This window comes from Pseudomonadota bacterium (assembly GCA_040752895.1).
GTDB lineage: Bacteria > Pseudomonadota > Alphaproteobacteria.
The window spans coordinates 1-2,305 of the sequence record JBFMHN010000011.1; the positions used below are offsets into that span (position 1 = coordinate 1).

Genomic DNA, 2,305 nt, shown 5'->3' on the forward strand with positions numbered 1-2,305 from the left:
TGTCAAACGCCATCCGGAACTGCCCCCTTTGCGTCATCTAGAACTGCCCCCACCCCTCGGTGTTCATGGTCTCGGTTGATGGTTGGGTGTGGCGATGACAGGACGCAGGGAGGCGGAGCCGACCGGAGGCTCGTCATCGGCGGGCGGCGCCTTGATCAACCCGCTCTTGCGCTTGGCGCGGAGCCGGTAGCTGTCGCCGCGGATGGTCAGCACGTGGCTGTGGTGCAAGAGCCGGTCGAGGATGGCGGTCGCCACGACCGGATCGGCGAACACCGTGCCCCACTCGGCGACCGAGCGGTTCGATGTGATCAGCATCGCGCCCGTCTCGTAGCGGCGGCTGACGAGCTGGAAGAACAGGTGCGCCGCATCGGGCTCCAGCGGCAGGTAGCCGAGCTCGTCGACGATCAGCAGCTTGGCCTTCGTGAGGCCGAGCAGCTTCTCATCGAGCCGCCTCTCGCCGTGCGCCTTGGCGAGGCCGGCGACCAGCGCCATCGCGGTCGTGAACTGCACCGAGTAGCCGGCGAGGATCGCCTCGCGGCCGAGCGCGATGGCAATGTGCGTCTTGCCGACGCCGGGCGGCCCGAGCAGCAGCACGTTCTCGCCGTTGGCGATCCAGCGCGATGCGGCGAGATCCCGGATCTGCTTGGGATCGATCGAGGGCTGCGCCTCGAAGTCGAAGCCGGCAAGCTCCTTCACCGCCGGGAAGTGCGCCAGCTTCAGCGCCATCTCGATGCGGCGATGATCCTTCCGCGCGATCTCGCGCTCGCACAGCAGGGTGAGCGTCTCCCGCGTCGACAGGTTGGATCGCGCCGCCTCGTCGAGCAGGCTGTCGAGCTGGTCGCGGATGCCGGAGAGCTTGAGCCGCGCCAGCATGGCGTCGAGCGGATCGGTCGGTACGTCGGGCACCTTCTTTGCGCGCGGCATCAGAAGCGCCCTCCGACGGCGGCCTCGTACTCGGCCAGTGGACGCAGCAAGGATGGCGCCGAGGAAGGCGGCGGCGCCCCAATCGATTGTCGGCGAGCTGGGCCATCGCGGCCGGCGACACCGTCGAGGTGCGCACGATCGACGACGCGCTGGCGGCGGCCGTCGGCAACTTCGTGGACGGCAACCTCGCGGCGCCCATGCCGGATGCGCACCTCGCCGGCCGCGACCGTCACCGCGACGCGCTCGCCGATCAACCGCCACGGTACCGAGTAGCTGTTGGTGTCGATCTCGACCGCGCAGTCGTTGCCGACAACGCGTGTCAGCTCGCGAAGGGCGCCGAACGAAGGCCGGTTGCCGAGCGGCTTCAGGCGATGCGCCTCGTCACGCTCGAACCGGGCGATCGGAGCCTCGCCGGTGGTGCCGTGCATGCGCACGTTGGCGACGTCGCGCTCCCACTTGGCGAGGTGTGCCTCGAACGCCTCCCAGCTCTCGAAGCTGTGTCCGGCGATGGCATTCTTCTTTACGTAGCCGACGCCGCTCTCGGTCTTGCCCTTGGTGCGCGCCCGGTACGGCGCACAGGCGCGAGGTACAAAGCCCCAGTGCCTGGCGAAGGCGATCAGCTTGTCGTTGAACGTGACCTGCCGGCTCACCGCATCATGGTGCACGACGAGGGCGCGCGGGTTGTCCATCAGCACCTCGGCCGGCACGCCGCCGAAGACGAGGAATGCGCTTTCCAGCCCGGTGAACCAGCTCGCCTGCTGCTCGTGACGGAACGCGCGGACGTGACAGCGCCGCGAATGCCCAAGCGTCGCCACGAACACGAACGCCTTGACCTTGATGCCGCCGATCTCGACCAGGCGCTCGCCGAAGTCGATCTGCAGCTGCCGCCCCGGCGGCGTCTCGAACCGCGTCGTCGCCAGCGCCTCGGCCTTCAGCGCCTGCCGGTACGGCTCAACCGCCCGCTGCAGCGTGCGGCGGCTCACCACAAGCCCCTTCTCGGCAGCCAAGTCCTGGCGCACCACGTCTGCGTTGCCGCGATGGCGCAGGAACCGCTCGCGCAGCCAATCCTCGTGGCCGTCGAGCAGCTTAGGCCGCGCCGGCGACTTGAACGGCACGACGCCGCCGGCCGCCACGTAGTGCTTCACAGTATGGTGGCTGCAGCCCAGCTCGGCCGCGATCCGCTTATTGCCCCAGCCGCACGCCTTCAGCCGCAGCATCTCCGCCACATCGTCCGGCGTCTTCATCGCCTGCCCCCGTGGATCGTCGCTCCACGACGGGCTTTCCGCGATTCGTTCCTCGTCCATGCGCTCTCTCCTCAGCGACCCGAGGAGGGGGCACTTCCTCGTGACGCCGAGGGGGCAGTTTTCCATGGCGCGCGACA

The 2,305-nt window shown here is 68.8% G+C and carries 2 protein-coding genes; both read right to left on the minus strand.

What is annotated here, in order from left to right; all coding sequences use genetic code 11:
* Positions 1–63: 63 nt before the first annotated feature.
* A complete protein-coding gene (istB, locus tag AB1781_11325) occupies positions 64–924 on the minus strand; it encodes an IS21-like element helper ATPase IstB (GenBank protein MEW5705157.1) in 861 nt (286 codons plus the stop codon).
* On the minus strand, positions 924–2,168 hold the full coding sequence (istA, locus tag AB1781_11330; protein MEW5705158.1) for an IS21 family transposase: 1,245 nt from the start codon (positions 2,166–2,168) through the stop codon (positions 924–926). Before istA ends, istB begins: the two co-directional genes overlap by 1 nt.
* Between the last annotated feature and the right edge of the window lie 137 nt (positions 2,169–2,305).